The sequence below is a fragment of the Pseudoalteromonas sp. 0802 genome, from assembly GCF_013350085.1.
GTDB lineage: Bacteria > Pseudomonadota > Gammaproteobacteria > Enterobacterales > Alteromonadaceae > Pseudoalteromonas.
In genome coordinates, this window is the sequence record NZ_JABVXE010000002.1 from 126,497 (window position 1) to 142,456 (window position 15,960).

Annotated in this window: 17 protein-coding genes and 1 pseudogene; 11 read left to right on the forward strand and 7 right to left on the reverse strand. The window is 41.5% G+C overall.

Annotated features, from left to right (window positions below; all coding sequences use genetic code 11):
- The first annotated feature begins 11 nt into the window (after positions 1-11).
- The 3 genes from HUS61_RS05350 (at position 12) to HUS61_RS05360 (ending at position 2,167) form a co-directional block, all read left to right on the forward strand.
- Entirely contained in the window at positions 12-446 is a 435-nt protein-coding gene (locus HUS61_RS05350) for a MarR family winged helix-turn-helix transcriptional regulator (RefSeq protein WP_054552220.1), read from the forward strand.
- Between the two features lie 63 nt (positions 447-509).
- The gene (locus tag HUS61_RS05355; protein ID WP_054552219.1) at positions 510-923 is read left to right on the forward strand and encodes a LexA family transcriptional regulator; all 414 of its coding nucleotides are present in this window, start codon (positions 510-512) and stop codon (positions 921-923) included.
- Complete coding sequence (locus tag HUS61_RS05360) at positions 911-2,167, forward strand: Y-family DNA polymerase (protein ID WP_175081428.1); 1,257 nt, start codon at positions 911-913, stop codon at positions 2,165-2,167. The genes HUS61_RS05355 and HUS61_RS05360 overlap by 13 nt, the downstream gene beginning before the upstream one ends.
- Here the strand turns inward: HUS61_RS05360 and ybaK are convergent.
- On the reverse strand, positions 2,164-2,625 hold the full coding sequence (gene ybaK / locus HUS61_RS05365; RefSeq protein WP_175081429.1) for a Cys-tRNA(Pro) deacylase: 462 nt from the start codon (positions 2,623-2,625) through the stop codon (positions 2,164-2,166). The two genes, HUS61_RS05360 and ybaK, sit on opposite strands and share 4 nt — an antisense overlap.
- Before the next feature lie 150 nt (positions 2,626-2,775).
- Here ybaK and HUS61_RS05370 point away from each other — a divergent pair, with 150 nt between their 5' ends.
- The 3 genes from HUS61_RS05370 to HUS61_RS05380 all read left to right on the forward strand — a co-directional run bounded on the left by HUS61_RS05370 (position 2,776) and on the right by HUS61_RS05380 (position 4,568).
- Entirely contained in the window at positions 2,776-3,012 is a 237-nt protein-coding gene (locus HUS61_RS05370; RefSeq protein WP_130167504.1) for a hypothetical protein, read from the forward strand.
- A gap of 77 nt (positions 3,013-3,089) precedes the next feature.
- Positions 3,090-3,434: a DUF3302 domain-containing protein gene (locus tag HUS61_RS05375; protein WP_054552213.1), complete on the forward strand. Its 345-nt coding sequence runs from the start codon at positions 3,090-3,092 to the stop codon at positions 3,432-3,434.
- Between the two features lie 3 nt (positions 3,435-3,437).
- Positions 3,438-4,568 carry an HlyD family secretion protein gene (locus HUS61_RS05380; RefSeq protein ID WP_055198877.1) on the forward strand — a complete coding sequence of 377 codons (1,131 nt, stop codon included), beginning with the start codon at positions 3,438-3,440 and terminating at the stop codon, positions 4,566-4,568.
- 75 nt (positions 4,569-4,643) lie between these two features.
- Here HUS61_RS05380 and dnaJ read toward each other — a convergent pair whose 3' ends face one another.
- Both dnaJ and dnaK read right to left on the reverse strand, forming a co-directional pair.
- Positions 4,644-5,783 carry a molecular chaperone DnaJ gene (gene dnaJ / locus HUS61_RS05385; protein ID WP_054563084.1) on the reverse strand — a complete coding sequence of 380 codons (1,140 nt, stop codon included), beginning with the start codon at positions 5,781-5,783 and terminating at the stop codon, positions 4,644-4,646.
- 233 nt (positions 5,784-6,016) lie between these two features.
- The gene (dnaK, locus tag HUS61_RS05390; RefSeq protein ID WP_175081430.1) at positions 6,017-7,939 is read right to left on the reverse strand and encodes a molecular chaperone DnaK; all 1,923 of its coding nucleotides are present in this window, start codon (positions 7,937-7,939) and stop codon (positions 6,017-6,019) included.
- 239 nt (positions 7,940-8,178) lie between these two features.
- Between dnaK and HUS61_RS05395 the strand changes: the two genes are divergently transcribed.
- Complete coding sequence (locus HUS61_RS05395; protein ID WP_175081431.1) at positions 8,179-8,979, forward strand: thioesterase family protein; 801 nt, start codon at positions 8,179-8,181, stop codon at positions 8,977-8,979.
- Here the strand turns inward: HUS61_RS05395 and HUS61_RS05400 are convergent.
- On the reverse strand, positions 8,968-9,744 hold the full coding sequence (locus tag HUS61_RS05400) for an ABC transporter substrate-binding protein (protein ID WP_240701529.1): 777 nt from the start codon (positions 9,742-9,744) through the stop codon (positions 8,968-8,970). The two genes, HUS61_RS05395 and HUS61_RS05400, sit on opposite strands and share 12 nt — an antisense overlap.
- 140 nt (positions 9,745-9,884) lie before the next feature.
- Between HUS61_RS05400 and HUS61_RS05405 the strand changes: the two genes are divergently transcribed.
- The 3 genes from HUS61_RS05405 to HUS61_RS05415 are packed head-to-tail and all read left to right on the forward strand — an operon-like array spanning position 9,885 to position 13,386.
- Positions 9,885-11,123 (forward strand): PqiA/YebS family transporter subunit, encoded by a 1,239-nt coding sequence (locus HUS61_RS05405; RefSeq protein WP_175080623.1) that lies wholly within the window; start codon positions 9,885-9,887, stop codon positions 11,121-11,123.
- Positions 11,120-12,775, forward strand: coding sequence for an intermembrane transport protein PqiB (gene pqiB, locus HUS61_RS05410; protein WP_175080622.1), 1,656 nt, complete (start codon positions 11,120-11,122; stop codon positions 12,773-12,775). Before HUS61_RS05405 ends, pqiB begins: the two co-directional genes overlap by 4 nt.
- On the forward strand, positions 12,775-13,386 hold the full coding sequence (locus HUS61_RS05415; protein WP_175081432.1) for a membrane integrity-associated transporter subunit PqiC: 612 nt from the start codon (positions 12,775-12,777) through the stop codon (positions 13,384-13,386). The genes pqiB and HUS61_RS05415 overlap by 1 nt, the downstream gene beginning before the upstream one ends.
- On the opposite strand, the gene HUS61_RS05420 is transcribed toward HUS61_RS05415, so the two are convergent.
- From HUS61_RS05420 to HUS61_RS05430, 3 genes are all read right to left on the reverse strand, one after another.
- On the reverse strand, positions 13,369-13,860 hold the full coding sequence (locus HUS61_RS05420) for a GNAT family N-acetyltransferase (RefSeq protein WP_175081433.1): 492 nt from the start codon (positions 13,858-13,860) through the stop codon (positions 13,369-13,371). The two genes, HUS61_RS05415 and HUS61_RS05420, sit on opposite strands and share 18 nt — an antisense overlap.
- A gap of 3 nt (positions 13,861-13,863) precedes the next feature.
- Positions 13,864-14,268 carry an NUDIX hydrolase gene (locus HUS61_RS05425; protein ID WP_175080619.1) on the reverse strand — a complete coding sequence of 135 codons (405 nt, stop codon included), beginning with the start codon at positions 14,266-14,268 and terminating at the stop codon, positions 13,864-13,866.
- A 98-nt stretch (positions 14,269-14,366) separates the two neighbouring features.
- A complete protein-coding gene (locus HUS61_RS05430) occupies positions 14,367-14,669 on the reverse strand; it encodes a hypothetical protein (protein ID WP_175080598.1) in 303 nt (100 codons plus the stop codon).
- Here HUS61_RS05430 and HUS61_RS05435 point away from each other — a divergent pair.
- Positions 14,554-15,937 (forward strand): annotated as a pseudogene (locus HUS61_RS05435) (Na+/H+ antiporter NhaC family protein). The gene HUS61_RS05430 and the pseudogene HUS61_RS05435 sit on opposite strands and share 116 nt — an antisense overlap.
- Positions 15,938-15,960: the final 23 nt, after the last annotated feature.

Below are 15,960 nucleotides of genomic sequence, written 5' to 3' on the forward strand. Positions count from 1 at the left end.
TTAGGTGAACCATGCCACAAACCTCGCTTTCTTCTGCTTTATTTACACTGGCACAAAGTTACCGTGTCACTGTACGCGAAGCCATTAACGCCAACGAGCTTGGTCTTAATGCGCTGCATGTACGCTGTTTACATATCATTGCCGAAACACAGCACTGTACCGCTAATGATATTGTTACCAAAACCGGTCGTGATAAAGCACAAATAGCACGCTTAGTAAAAGAGCTTATAAAGCTTGAACTGGTTTCTAAATGTGCTGACGAAAATGACAAACGCTGTTTAATTTTATCCTTTACTGATCAAGGTAACGCCCTGTTCTCACGTTTAGAAGTTGCAGAGCAAGAGGTTGATGCCAAACTTTGCCACGGTTTAACGGATCAGCAAGTACGTGATTTTATCGCTATTGCCACAACCATGATCGAAAATATCAATCACAACACGCCGTGATCTTATTGGCAAGATAACCATAAACCACTATACTGTATGAATGTACAGTGTGGTGGTTTTGTTATGCGTGTTATTCCTATTTATATCGAAGCTGGCGTATGTGGTTTTGAATCACCGGCAGCACAATACAAAGAGCTAGGCTTATCATTAGATCAACTATTGATTAAACACCCTGATGCAACATTTATTGGTATTGCCTCTGGCGAATCAATGCAAGGTGTGGGGATTTTTGATGGTGACTTATTACTGGTTGATCGCGCCGAAGATGTTAAAAATGGCGATGTCATTGTCGCGAATCTAAATGGTTTATTTGTTTGTAAGCTATTAGATAAACACAATGCCCAGCTATTATCAGCCTCGCCTAAATACCCTGCAGTGCAACTACGCCAATCGGATGAATTTCAATTAGAAGGCGTGGTCACTCGCTCAATTCGCTTACATCGCAGTAGTAAAGAGCTATTAGCATGTACGCCTTAGTCGATGCGGTGGCCTTTTATGCCAGCGCCGAAAAAGTATTTGACCCAGCTATTCGTAGTAAACCGGTCGTGGTTCTTACTAACAACGATGGCTGTATTTGTGCCGTGTGCCCTATTGCACGAAAGCTGGCTATTCCAAAATTTCAGCCTTATTTTCAAGTAAAGAAAATACTCGAAGATAACCAAGTGGTGATCCGCTCATCTAACTATGAGCTGTATGCGGATTTAAGCGAGCGGATGATGAACGTGATTGGCCGTTTTTGCGATAATCAGCACATATACTCTATTGATGAATCATTTTTAAACTTTACTGGTTTCAAAAAACTTATCCATGATTGGCATCGCTATGGCCATGATATTCGCCGTACCGTATGGCGCGAAACAAAGCTGCCTGTCGGTGTTGGATTTGGCCCAACAGCAACCCTAGCCAAAGCCGCCAATCATGCAGCGAAAAAACTCCCCGGCTTTGATGGCGTTGCAGTGATTGACTCAGAAGCTTCACGGGTAGCCATTTTAAAAGCCATGGACGTACAAGATGTTTGGGGCGTTGGTCGACGCTTAGCTAAAAAACTCAAAGTAATGAATATTAATACAGCCTTTGATTTAGCCGAGCAAGACCCACGAAAAATGAAACGCCTATTTAGTATTGTATTAGAGCGCACAGTGAACGAGTTACGGGGTAAAAGCTGTTTAGCCTGGGATGAAGTACGCCAAGACAAAAAAGAGATTTTTTCGACCCGTAGTTTTGGAGAGCGTATCACTGACGCCACCGCGCTGAAAACGGCACTGATCAATCATTGTGTCATTGTAGCAAGAAAACTACGTGCGCAAGGCTCACACACTCAACGCTTATTAATGTTTGTGGCCAGTTCTCCTCACCAAGATGGCTATTATAAAAAGTCCTATATTTATGAGTTTAGTGTCGCCACCGCCGATAGTTGCGTGTTTGCCAATGCTATCAGCGAGGTATTTGATCATCTCTATAAACCTGGGGTACGATTTTATAAATGTGGTGTAGGTGCCCTAGAGTTATCAAGCCAAATGTTTCAGCAGCCTGATTTGTTTCAAACGCCTATCGATAACCCTAAACTGATGAAGTGTCTTGATAGCATTAACAGCCGTTATGGCGTGGGTACCCTTGCCATAGCCAGCGAAACTCCAACGACCCGTTGGCATATGAAGCGCGCGTACTTATCACCTCATTACACAACCCGCTGGCATAACCTACCAAAAATACATTGCTAAAAGTCTGCCAGCTTAGCATTTAATAAACTACATAAATCCTTAGGTGCCAATGCAATCTCAAGTCCTCGTTTACCTGCTGAAACATACATCACATCAAAGCTATCTGCAGATTGATGCACATAGGTATTAAGGCGCTTTTTCTGACCTAGCGGGCTTACCCCACCTAAAATATAACCTGTGGTATTTTCGACTTTTTGTTGTGGAGCCATCTGTACTTTTTTAACCTTTGCCGCTTTTGCTAGCATTTTAAGGTTAACTTGCTGGCTAACTGGCACAATAGCAACCAAAAGCTGGTGGTCAGCATCTTCAAGTACTAATGTTTTAAATACTTGCTCTGCTGGTAGCTTAAGCTTTTGAACCGCTTCAAGGCCAAACTGTTGTTGCGAAGGCTCATGCTGATAGCTGAGCACATCAAAACTAATACCTTTCTTCTTCAGTAAGTTTATAGCCGGCGTCATTGATTTTCCTATAACTAATTAATTAGTAGTGACTTTATGAAACATACCGTGAACATGGGATATAAGGCAATAGAAAAACCGCTACAAAACACACGAAATAGACCTAATTCGACTACACTAAAGTAATGAATCCTGGGCAGGGTATCAAGCATGTCTAGACACACAGGGCTCTATCTAGCCAAACAGTTATTTATCATACTCACCCTATTGTATGCAGTGAATTTTGTGTGCAACGAATACCTAGCATGGAATGCTTACATGGATTGTCAGAGCAAATGCCATACGCTTGGCTTAGAAAAAGGCCGAATACAAAACACTACATTTTCAGAGGATGTGACTTTATGTCGTTGCCTTGCTGATACCGACTACTACGTTGTGCTGAACTAAATCTGAAAATACCGACTAGGAATTAGGTAAATTTCACGTATTATTAAATTGATTATAAGTTAAACAAAGGAAAGTACATGTTTTTAGACTACTTTGCACTGGTCATGCTAGTGTTTGTAACGGTAGTAATATTTTATGGTGTTATTGCCATTCACGATATTCCCTACGAAATTGCCAAAAAGCGTAATCACCCTCATCAAGATGCCATCCATTATGCAGGCTGGGTTAGCCTATTTACCCTACACGTGCTGTGGCCATTTTTATGGGTTTGGGCGACATTATGGCGTGATGACCGCGGTTGGGGTTTTAACCAGATCCAAAAGGAACAAGAGGACTTAGCTGAAAAAGTGGCAAGCCTGACAGCCACAGTGGCAGCGCTACAAGCACAAATAAATGCTCAATCGAATAATAAAGAGAAATAGAATATGGATTTGTTATTAATACTTACTTATACCGCATTGTGCATTGGTATCTTTAAAGTTTTTAAAATCCCACTTAATAAATGGACGGTACCCACCGCGGTACTTGGTGGTGTAGTGCTGATCGGCGCTTTGATCCTGTTAATGAACTATAACCACCCACATTCAAATATGGCCAGCAGTGCCTATGTCACAACACCTATTGTGCCAAATGTACGCGGTACCGTTGAAGAAGTTGCAGTAAAACCAAATCAGCCTGTGAAAAAAGGAGACTTACTGTTTCGCCTAGACAATACCTTATATCGAGCCAAACTAAATCAAGCGATTGCCGCTTTACAAGATGCAAAACAGTCAGTCCTCGGTTTAGAAGCGGCCTATAAATCAGCACAAGCCAGTGCCCTAATGGCTAAAGCTGAATATGATCGCAGTAAGAAAGAATACGAACGTTATGAAAAAGGCGCAAAAAGCGGTGCTTACTCAAAAGGCCAAGTTGATAATAAATTAGGTGTATACTTAGCAGCAAAGGCAAGTTACGAAGCAGCACAGGCCGAAGAGTTACGTCAAAAACTTGCATTTGAGTCTGAAATAAACGGCGAACAAACTAAAATTGCCGCAGCTCGCGCTAATTTAGAGCAAGCTCAATTTAACTTAGACAGCACAAGCGTTTATGCACCTACCGATGGCTATGTTACACAACTAACATTACGCCCTGGGATGATTGCAGTACCAATGCCACTACGCCCAGTAATGACCTTTGTGCACAAAGAAGATACCGTTTACGTCGCTGCATTTAGACAAAATTCACTATTAAGACTCGAACCAGGCTACAAAGCAGACTTTATCTTTAAAGCTATTCCTGGCAAAACCTTTGCTGGTGAAGTAATCGATGTATTACCTGCTATTGGTGAAGGGCAAGTACAAGCACAAGGCACACTGATGGGCACTGAGTTTTTTGCTCGCCAAGGCCGCGCAATTGTCACCTTAAAAATCACAGACGACATGAGTGAATATCACCTACCACAGGGGACAAGCACAGAAGTCGCTGTTTATTCAGAACACTTCGAGCACGTATCAGTAATGCGTAAGGTATTGATCAGAATGAAAAGTTGGCAAAACTACCTATTCTTAGATCACTAAAGTAGGCAATTACCAATAAAAAAAGGCGCTTATTAGCGCCTTATTTACTCTCTAACTAAAGTTGCTTAACGAGAGTTACTTAGTTAGGTCATCGAAAAACTTCTTAACACCGTCAAAGAAACCTTTTTCTTTTGGACGGTTTTTAGAGCCATCTTTACCCATGCTTTGCTCAAGTTCTTCAAGCAATTCACGTTGACGATCATTAAGATTAACCGGCGTTTCAATAACCACTTTACAGATCAAGTCACCTTGAGCGCCACTACGTACAGACTTAACGCCTTTACCACGCATACGGAACATCTTGCCCGTTTGGCTTTCTGATGGGATCTTCAGTTTTGCACGGCCATCCAGTGTCGGAACTTCAATTTCACCGCCCAGTGCTGCTGTTGTAAAGCCAATAGGCACTTCACAATACAAGTTATTACCATCACGTTGGAAAATCGGATGTTCACGTACAGAAACCTGAACGTATAAATCACCTGCTGGTGCTCCATGCATGCCCGCTTCACCTTCGCCCGATAGACGAATACGGTCACCTGTATCAACACCCGCTGGGATCTTAACTGATAAGGTCTTAGTTTTTTCTACGCGACCTTGACCATGACAGCTGTCACATGGATCAGAAATAATTTGACCTGTGCCCTGACACGTAGGACACGTTTGCTGAACCGCGAAGAAACCTTGGCGCATTTGTACTTGGCCTGCACCATGACAGGTAGTACATGTTTTTGGTTTAGAACCAGCTTTTGCACCGCTACCGTCACATGGCTTACAGCTAACCCAGGTTGGTACTTTAATTTCGACATCTTTACCACGAACAGCCTCTTCAAGGCTTAAGTCCATGTTGTAACGTAAGTCCGAACCACGTTGTTGACGCGATTGACGACGACCACCGCCACCACCAAAGATATCTCCAAACACATCACCGAAAATATCACCAAAATCACCATGACCGCCGCCGAAGCCACCGCCATGACCGCCACCACCTTGTTCAAAGGCTGCATGGCCATACTGATCATACATTTGACGCTTTTGCGGATCAGTTAGTACTTCGTAGGCATCTTTTACTTCCTTAAATTTAGCTTCAAGGTCTTTATCGCCTGCGGTACGGTCTGGATGATATTTCATCGCTAAGCGCTTATACGCTTTTTTTATGTCTCGTTCGCTGGCATCTTTGCTCACGCCGAGAACTTCATAATAATCGCTTTTTGACATATCTATCACACTACTCTTTTTACTGCAGCTACACTGCGTAAGGTAAATCGACTGATACAAATCGTATAATGGTCATGACCATTTAAGAAGATTAGCAACTTATCAATTTACCATTTATATACATGCAAAAGGCGCGTCAAGCGAAATCGCTGGCGCGCCTCAATCATTTCATCCTAACTTAATTGGCTAAACAAAGCAGCCATTATTACGTTAGGCAGAAGCGAAACAAGCAATTACTTGTCGTCTTTCACTTCTTCGAACTCTGCATCAACAACATCGTCGTCTTGTTTTGCAGAAGATTGCTCAGCACCTGCATCCGCACCGCCTTGTTGTTGCTGTGCTTTAGCTTGTGCAATTTCCATTAGCTTTTGTGACTTCTCGGCAAGAGCTTGTGTTTTCGCTTCAATCTCTTCTTTGTTGTCACCTTTAATCGCCGCTTCTAGCTCTGTAAGCGCAGCTTCGATTGCTTCTTTATCTTCTGCAGGTAATGCATCACCCGCTTCTTCGATTTGCTTACGTGTACCGTGAACCATTGCATCAGCTTGGTTACGAGTCGCTACTAGCTCTTCGAATTTCTTATCTTCTTCAGCGTGCGCTTCAGCATCACGAACCATTTTTTCTACTTCATCATCGCTTAGACCTGAAGAAGCTTGGATTGTGATCTTCTGCTCTTTACCTGTATCTTTATCTTTAGCAGATACATGTAAGATACCGTCCGCATCTACGTCGAATGTTACTTCGATTTGTGGAGTACCACGTTGTGCTGGGCGAATACCTTCTAGGTTAAATTGACCTAGTGATTTGTTATCGCTTGCACGCTTACGCTCACCTTGTAGTACGTGAATAGTTACCGCTGATTGGTTGTCTTCAGCTGTTGAGAAAACTTGTGATTTCTTAGTAGGAATCGTCGTGTTTTTCTCGATTAGAGCTGTCATTACTTGACCCATAGTCTCGATACCTAGTGATAACGGAGATACGTCAAGTAGTAGTACGTCTTTAACGTCACCAGCTAGTACACCACCTTGAATCGCTGCACCTACTGCAACTGCTTCATCTGGGTTAACGTCTTTACGAGGCTCTTTACCAAAGAACTCAGCAACTGTTTTTTGTACTAAAGGCATACGTGTTTGACCACCAACAAGGATGATGTCATTTACGTCGCTTACTGATAAGTCAGCATCAGCTAGTGCGCGCTTAAGTGGCTCGATTGACTTAGTTACTAAGTCTTCAACAAGTGACTCAAGTTTTGCACGAGTAACTTTAACGTTCATGTGCTTAGGACCAGTTGCGTCAGCAGTCACGTACGGTAAGTTAACTTCTGTTTGCTGTGCAGAAGAAAGTTCAATCTTCGCTTTTTCAGCAGCTTCTTTAACACGTTGCATTGCAAGCGGGTCGTTCTTAAGGTCGATGCCTTGATCTTTCTTAAACTCTTCAACTAAGTAGTTGATAACACGGTTATCGAAGTCTTCACCACCTAAGTGAGTGTCACCGTTAGTTGCTAGAACTTCAAATGTGTGCTCGCCTTCAACTTCGTCGATTTCGATGATAGAGATATCGAAAGTACCACCACCTAAGTCATATACTGCAACAACGTTTTCACCTTTATTTTTGTCCATGCCGTATGCAAGTGCAGCGGCAGTTGGCTCATTGATGATACGTTTAACTTCAAGACCGGCAATACGACCAGCATCTTTAGTAGCTTGACGTTGTGAGTCATTGAAGTATGCAGGTACTGTGATTACTGCTTCAGTAACCGCTTCACCTAGGAAGTCTTCTGCTGTTTTCTTCATTTTTTTCAGCACTTCTGCTGAAATTTGTGGTGCAGCACGTTTCTCGCCACGTGCTTCAACCCATGCATCACCGTTATCAGCTTTTACAATTTTAAAAGGCATGATACCGATATCGCGTTGTACTTCTTCGTCTTCAAAACGACGACCAATTAGACGCTTGATTGCAAATAATGTGTTAGTTGGGTTAGTTACTGCTTGGCGTTTTGCAGGTTGACCAACTAATGTTTCACCGTCTTGCGTATATGCAATGATCGATGGTGTTGTGCGATCGCCTTCCGCGTTTTCGATAACGCGTGCTTTATCACCGTCTAGTACTGCTACACAAGAGTTAGTAGTACCTAAATCGATTCCAATAATTCTACCCATGAATCTTCTCCAACTTCAAAATTCGTTAAAACGTTCGATGACTAGTAGATAGGGGTGCAGGAAACTGAATTCAACTGTAAAAATGAAAAAAAATTACTTTTTTTTGAAATATTTTCGAAATGGGCGTTTTTTCCACAAAAAGCGCTGTTTTCTCAGCCTGCTTGCAGGATAAACAAACTGGTCTGATGACTTTAGCTATGCTATAACAAACACCATAACAATAAATGTTAAGGAAAATTATGCATTTTGAACAATTACTCGCCATGGCAGCTGAACTAGGCAAAGACAAAACAAAAGTAATGCAGTTTCCAGAAAACTGGTGCCAAGGTCGCACAGCGTTTGGTGGATTATCTGCAGCTTTATTATATCAAGCTATACGTCAGCATATCGATAGCTCTCGCCGTTTATTATCTTTAAGCACTAACTTTGTTGGCCCGTTAATCGCTGACAATGATTTTTCAATCGACGTTGAAGTCTTACGTGAAGGCAAAAACAGTGCGCAGGTACTAGCAAAAGTGATTCAAAATGGCGATGTTTGTGTTATTACACAAGCCTGCTTTGGTGCACAGAGACAGTCCGATGTTCGTGTAGATGTCACTAAGACCATGCAGCTAAAACCGGTTGATGAGCGTTTCACTCTACCTTATAAGGAAGGCGTCATGCCGGCATTTTTCCAGCATGTGGCATTGTGTTTACAAGACGGCAATATGCCTTTCTCTGGAGCAGATACCTCACATTTAGGTGGCTGGATGAAATTCAAACATGTGCCAGAGCAAATGACTGAAGCCCATATCATCGCCCTAACAGATGCATGGCCACCAACCTTATTACAAATGTATAAGCAACCTGCACCAGCAAGTAGTATGTCGTGGTACATAGAATTTGTAGAAGAGCCTGCAATTGCCCATGATGCTTGGATTGGCTACGAAGCGGTTACACACCATAGTAAGGATGGCTATGGGCTAGAAGATGGCTGCATTTGGAGTGAAGATGGTAGGCTAATTGCGCTGAGCCGCCAAACCGTCGCGTTATTCGCGTAACTCGGGCTCTGAAAGTTGCGCGTACTCAGTACCATCAAGGCGAATAATTGCTTGGTACTGGCCTGACTCAATGATCTCACCAAGACCCAAATTAAAGGTGTTTTTTAAAGTTTTACTGTAAAAAAACGCAGGTCTTGGTGCTTCTTTAAAGATTGCATGCACAATAAAAGGTTTTACCTCAGCGCTTTGTTTATATTTTTCTAAATAATATAAAAACACTCGGCGCTCTAAGATAATTACATCGACCCAGCCTTTCATAAGGTGATCAACTTGTGCTTCTTGATTAACTACTTCTTCGTAAGAACGCAAAATATTAGTAACCGATTTAAAAGGTGCTTCAATGAAATTAGTCGCATTTTGAAAGGCAAGCACGCTTTTACCTGCTAAATCGTAGATACTATTAATTTTCAGCTCTTTATTGGCAAGACTAACAGCCACATTTTGGTAGCTCAGTAGCTCGTCACTTTTATAAACATGCGGCGTGAGTACGGGTGGAAAATTTAATGCAATATCTACTTTGCCCTGCATAAGCTGCTGCTCAGCACGCTTATTAGACATGTAATGGATATCGATATTAGATATGCCTTGCGATTTAAAAGCAGCTTTCAATATTTCGAGTTGAATACCGCTGTTAGTGTCTTGAATGACGTAAGGAGGCAAAGAGGCGCTTGCAGCAACAACTATAGGCTTTTGCGTATTTGGCTCAGATAAACACTCACCTTTAACACTAACAAACAACATTAAAAGGATAAATAATTGCTTCACTGCTCACCTTAAAGAATTAAATGTATTAAAAAGCGTAATCGCTTTGTACAAATATTAGCTTATATTAAACAAAGGTGCATTTGAATTTATACACTATTTGATGCAAACTTAACTAAGTTCTTGTTTAAGAGACCCTAAGTTTGCAAACAGCCTGTCCTAGCTGCGATCTTGTCATTGAGATCCCACACTTAAGTGCAAAACAAGTGGCAATATGCCCTCATTGCAATACAAAGCTTTCGGCATCGCAAGCTAACCAAGATAGTATGGTGGTCGCACTAAGTTTAAGTGCTATTGTTATGCTACTGAGTAGTATGTTTTACCCATTTCTGTCTTTTACCAGTAGTGGTATTACCCAAACAATCACCTTACCCGATGCCGCACGTATTCTCTTTAATTACGACAACGACTTTTTAGGTTTGTTCATCGACACCAGTATTATTGGTCTGCCACTACTTTTATTAGTACTCATAATTCCTCTGCATTTAGGCTTACTAAAAGCGCTGCCGTATCAATGGGGAAAAAGACTGTTAAAAACCACCTTTGCGTTAGAGCCTTGGATCATGTCTGAGATTTTTTTAATTGGTGTGATGGTCAGTATGGTTAAAATCATGTCGATGGCCGATATTGAATTTGGTGTAAGCTTTTGGGCCTATAGCGCTTTTGTTATCTGTTATGTGGCAGCCACAGCAAAATTAAATAAGCACACCTTATGGCAACAATTAAAAGAACCAGAATATATAGAGCAAACACAGCCAAATACGCGTGCTATTGATCAAGGATTAAGAGCATGTCATGTTTGTGGACAACTGTGTACGACCGAAATCTGTTCACGCTGCGACTCTAAAACTTACAGTCGTAACCCTTTTAGTGTGCAAAAAGCCGCAGCATGGTTATTAACCTCAGTGGCCTGTTATATTCCTGCTAATGTCTATCCTATTATGTACACCACAAGCCTTGGCGATGAAACTCCATCGACCATTATTGGTGGCGTAATGATTTTATGGAATAGTGGCTCGTACCCTATCGCAATGATCATCTTTTTAGCGAGTGTGGTTGTACCCCTTGCCAAAGCGCTAATATTAAGTTTTTTATGCTTTATGGTGATGAGGCCAGCAAACAGACAAACTAAGAGCTATACACGTATCTACCAATTGACTGAATTTATTGGTAAATGGTCAATGATCGATGTATTTGTTGTGGCGATTCTAGTAGCCTTAGTACAACTAGGAAACTTAATGTCAGTAACACCTGGCATTGGCACAATATTTTTTACAACCATGGTTATTTGCCAAATGTTGGCAGCCCATGCGTTTGATCCCCGTTTATTGTGGGATAACCCAGATAACTTAAGTACTGCGAAACAAGAGACCTTGGCATGAGCGAAACCGCTAAAATAAAAACAGCGCCAAATATATCGGCCATCTGGATCATTCCAGTTATTGCCTTATTAATTGGCGCATGGATGTTGTACCAGTATCAAGCAAATAAAGGCACCACCATCTTCATCAAAATGCCTCATGCAGAAGGTATTGTGGCTGGTAAAACAGAAATAAAAGTACGTAGCGTGAAGATTGGCCAAATCGACCATGTTCGTTTATCAGATAAACAAAATAGCGTTATCGCACGGGCGCAAATCGATAAACATTACGACGATTTACTCACAGATGATGCGAAAATTTGGGTTGTAAAACCACGGATTGACGATACCGGCATAAGCGGCATGAGTACCCTACTCTCTGGTGTGTATTTAGAATTTGCACCGGGAGAGAGTAAAAAGCTGGCCGAAAGATTTGAGCTACAAGATGAACCGGCTCTAATTGGTAAAGATGTAAAAGGTGGGCGCTTCACCCTATTAAGTTATAACGCAGAAGTGCTTGATGTCAGTACCGGTATTTACTTTAAAGATTACAAAATAGGTCAAATAGAAACCGCCACCTTTGATTGGAAGAATCAAGCGATGAAATATGGCATTTTTATCAATGAGCCATATCAAAACTTGATCACCTTAAACTCTATTTTCTGGGTAAACTCAGGCATCGAAATAGATCTCTCTGCAGATGGTATTAATGTTAACACAGGCTCCTTAAGTAAATTGCTCAAAGGCGGTATTTCTGTTGGCATTCCTGAGCAACAAGCGCCCGGTGAAGTTGCCAGTAACGGCCATAGCTTTTCTTTAAGTAATAGCTACAAAGCCGCCTTAGAAGAACGCTTTTACGATTTTGACTACTACTTAATCGACTTTGAGCAATCAATTCGCGGCTTACGCGCTGGCGCTCCTGTAGAATACCGAGGTATGCGTATCGGTAGTGTGGTTGAAGCACCTGCAAGTGTCATAATAGATGGTAAGCCCGCACACTTTAGAACCGATAATACCGCAGTACCTGCCCTGATAAAAATTGAATATGGGCGCCTCTACCACGACAGTGCAGCAGCACGCGAGTTTTGGTACTCGAGTTTAGATGGTTGGATCAAAAATGGTCTTCGTGCTTCTTTAAAGCCGGGTAACTTACTCACTGGCGCAGTGTACGTTGACTTAGATATTTACGATAATGCAGAGCCTGCCGAATTAAAGACAATAGCCGAGTACACTGTATTCCCGAGTGTATCAAGCGGTATTACAGTCATAGCCGACCAAGTCTCTGATGTATTAAATAAAGTAAATAACCTTAAAATTGAAGATAGCTTGGCACAAATGCAGACCACCTTTGCCGAGTACCAAGCGCTTGCTCATGACATGAGAGAGTTACTAAATAAGCAAGATACACAAGACTTACCGGGTGATATTAATCGCAACTTTGCAGAAATGACTAAGAGCATGCAACAGTTCGATAAAACCATGAAACAATTTGAAAAGACCATGGCAAGTTATGAGCAAGGTTCAACATTCCACCAGCAGTTGCAAACGACTTTATCTGAATTTAAACGTTTAAGTGAAGAGCTACAGCCATTCACACGAGGTTTAAACCAGCAACCTAATATGTTGATCTTTGATAAAGAGCTACCAGCAGACCCAACGCCGAGGAAACAATAATGAACTATAAACTCTGTGCTTCCGTTGCATCAGTGCTATTACTTTCGGCCTGTAGTCAAACGTCATTCTCGACTATTGAGTATTATCAATTTTCGCAGCCAATAGTCGCAATGCAGCGATTAGCTGATAATACGCAAGCTCAGCTCAGAATTAACACCGTACAATTACGAGGTGCGCTTAATAATCGTGGCATTGCTATGGTTCTCGACAACAACCGAGTCAATGCTGCTAACTACCATTTATGGAGCGAATCACCTGATTTAATGTTAACCGCCAGTGCCCATCAACAGCTTTACACAGAGCTTGATAATTGGATGGTAATAAAAGGCTTGCCAGTGATCACCGATTTAGATCAGCAAAGTTTCTATGAATTAGAATATGAGCTACATCACTTCAACGGCGATGAACAAGGCAATGCCAACATTGCCGGGCTTTGGCGTTTGTACTATACAAACCCTGAATCTGGCCGAAAGTTAAAGGCGGTCAATTATTTTAATGAGCTTACACCACTTCAAGACAGTGATTACGAAGGCCTTGTTGCAACACTTGAGTCAACGTGGCTGAAAGTTAACAAACAAGTTGCAAACGAAGTATCAAAGCTTGCTCTTTAATAAGAGTTTTAGAGACTGATTGTCATCGTTAATGATGACATCGCCTAGAAACTCAAAACCGAGTTTCTGTAACACTTTCTGTGAGCCAATATTGGTTTGCGAGGTTATTGCAGCAAGTACACCAAGCTCTAATACGTGTTTTTTGGCCATCAATAACCGAGCAGCAGCTGTAATAATACCCTTGCCTTCATATTTAGCTAACAATGCAAATCCTAAATCGGGGATAGCTAACGCATCGCGCTGAAAGAGCCCCACCATTCCAACCGGTGTATCATCAGCTAAACAAACAATATAACTGCCAAAGCCCAATTGCTGGTGGCTATTTATAAACGTTTGTTGAATATAATGCTCAGCTTGTACGGGCGTATTAATATTTTTATTACCAATGTGCTCTAAAAATGTTGCTTGGTTTAAAAGCTCAACGATAAAAGTCGCATCATCAGGCTGCCCGGCACGTAAATATATATCTAACATTTATTAAAACACCTTACTAACGACATCATTGCTAAAATTAAGGCAGTCAAGAACACGCTCTTTTTGTACTTTAGATAACTCGTCTATATCGAAGTAGCCGAACTCTGTGTGCTCATCGCTCAACATTATCTCAGCGTCCTCAGCCATATGAGCACGGAAAATAAACGCATGAGAGTTAAACGCTGTGTGATAATAAACACCACTTAAATAAGCGATATCTACGTCACAATTAAGTTCTTCTTGGCATTCGCGAAGTAACGCTTGATGAATGGTTTCACCTTTATCTAAAGCGCCGCCAGGTAACCCCCAACTTTTTTGACCGTAATCAGCTTTTAGTAATAACACTTGCCCTTGGTTGTTGGTGATAACCGCATGGCTACTGAGTCTGTAAGTATCTGAAAATGCCATAATCCCTTTGCTCATTTAATAAAAAGTGACGTTATTGATGAGTGTAAAATAATTATCATCGCAATAAAAATTGTTATTGACTAAATTAATATTCAGGATTATTTTTCTTGCGATGTTTTGGGCAAAACAAAAGCAGTATACCCTCTATACTGTCTGGCGCCAGCCAACGCAGGCACTTTCCCTAATGGGTCCATAAAAGTGTGTTCGCGTAAAGCAGTTACTTGAGTCGATAGACTTCTGATTTCTGTAAGCAATCTCGCATTGCTTAACTGTGTGAAAAATATAATGCAAGAACCTTCTGCGTTAAGTTTACTGCCGCCAGTATTGGTGGTGGTTTTGGCCGTATTTTTACGCCGCCCTATTTTATCTTTACTAATTGGATCTTTGTTTGGTTTAGCCATGCTAGGCCCAACCGCTGTGTTAGCCAATTTTGCTGATATTTCATTAAAAGTAATGCAAGACGAAACCATTGCTTGGCTAATTTTAGTCTGTGGTGGGTTTGGTGCATTAATCGCTTTATTAGTGAGAACCGGAGGTGCAAGTGCCTTCGCCGAATTAGCGTTAAAATTTGCAAGAGGCCAGCGCTCATCGTTGGTGATGACCTTTGTGCTAGGTGTGATTATTTTTATTGATGATTACTTAAATGCATTAACCGTTGGTGAAACCATGAAGCGTATCACCGATAAGTTTAAAATTAGCCGTGAAATGCTCGCTTATGTTGTTGACTCAACTGCTGCGCCTATCTGTGTGCTTGTACCACTCTCTACATGGGCCGTTTTTTTTGGCGGCTTGTTAGTTGATAATAATGTTGCACCAGAAGGCCAAGGTATTGCCGTCTACATTCAAGCAATCCCTTATATGTTATACGCTTGGTTTGCAGTCATTGTGGTATTACTGGTTAGCTTAAATGTGATCCCTGCTTTTGGTCCGATGAAAAAAAGCACAACTACGTGCCATGAATAATCAAATCGAGATCTCGAATAGCCAATACACAGATATTCAAACAGCAGATGAATACGCAGTGAAAGCAGCGGAAGAAAACTTTGAAACAGCAGCATCAAACGGCAAACTCTATAACTTTTTAGTGCCGATAGTTTTACTTGTTTCGTTTACTGTTTACTTTGACATTGACGTATATAAAGGATTGCTTGCAACCTTTGCCGTTGTTTTACCTTTTTACATGTTACAAAAGTTAATGACATTGTCAGAACTCGTTGAACGTATGCTCGATGGTTTTAAAAGCATGATCCCCGCTATTGGGACTGTGGTTGCTGCATTTATATTTAAAGATGTGTGTGACCAATTAATGCTTCCGCAATATGTTATTAATACATTAAGCCCTTATATGACAGCGCAGTACCTACCTGCGGTAGTATTCTTAGCAATGGCACTACTTGCTTTTGCAACGGGTTCGAGCTGGGGGATTTTCGCGGTAACAATTCCTATTGTAATACCACTGGCTTACGCAATTGATGCCAATATTCCTTTAGTGATTGGTGCTTTGTTGTCGGCGTCGTCATTTGGTAGTCAAGCCTGTTTTTATTCTGACTCCACGGTACTTGCTGCACAAGGCTCAGGGTGTGATTTAGTCAGCCATGCTATCACGCAACTGCCTTATACCTTACTTGCTGCAACGGCTGCATTTATAGGATTTTTGCTTATCGCATAAATTAAAAAGCCCAAGCAATTGCT